Source organism: Halorubrum tibetense (assembly GCF_042661865.1).
Lineage (GTDB): Archaea > Halobacteriota > Halobacteria > Halobacteriales > Haloferacaceae > Halorubrum > Halorubrum tibetense.
This window is the reverse complement of the sequence record NZ_JBHSWW010000694.1, coordinates 1-553: the sequence shown is the minus strand read 5'-3', so window position 1 is coordinate 553 and position 553 is coordinate 1. Positions and strand designations below refer to the sequence as shown.

Here is a 553-nt window from a genome sequence, read left to right as displayed (position 1 = left end):
GCTACCGCCACGCGGGGTTCGGGTCGGGCGGAGCGGCTGGAGAAGAGACACCGGGCAGGGGACGTATCGGGGCGCTCGCGGCCGTCGGCGCGCCCGCGACGCTCGACGACCGGAGCTACGAACGGATCACCTACCGCGAGCGCGACCGCTGTGGCACGCCCCGCGAGGTCGACGCCGAGAGCGTCTTCGCCGCCGCCGACCGGGAGTACCCGACCGTCTGGGACACCGTCGACCGCGGCACAGGGGCGGTGGTGTGTGTCCCCAACGCCCCCGGACCGATCCTCCACGGGATCCGCGGCGACGACGCCGACGCGTGCCGGCGAGTCGCCACTGATATCGACAGCGAACCCGTCGAGCGCGCCGCGACGTTCCTCACCAACCAGGGCACCGACGCGCACCTCGCTGACGGCCGGATCGACGCCCTCCGAGACGGGGCGGGCTACCGCGTGTCCGGCGTCGTCGCCGGCGACCCGGAGACCAAACGCGGCGGCCACGTCCACGTCGACATCGCGGAGGACCGCCCCGCAGAGAACGGAGAGCGAGAGGGGTCCCA

1 protein-coding gene is annotated in these 553 nt (G+C 74.0%); it reads left to right on the top strand.

The genetic code is table 11. The features are described 5' to 3' along the window. The coding region (locus ACFQEU_RS17795) for a TiaS agmantine-binding domain-containing protein (protein ID WP_379784319.1) at positions 1-553 on the top strand (553 nt) is incomplete at both ends.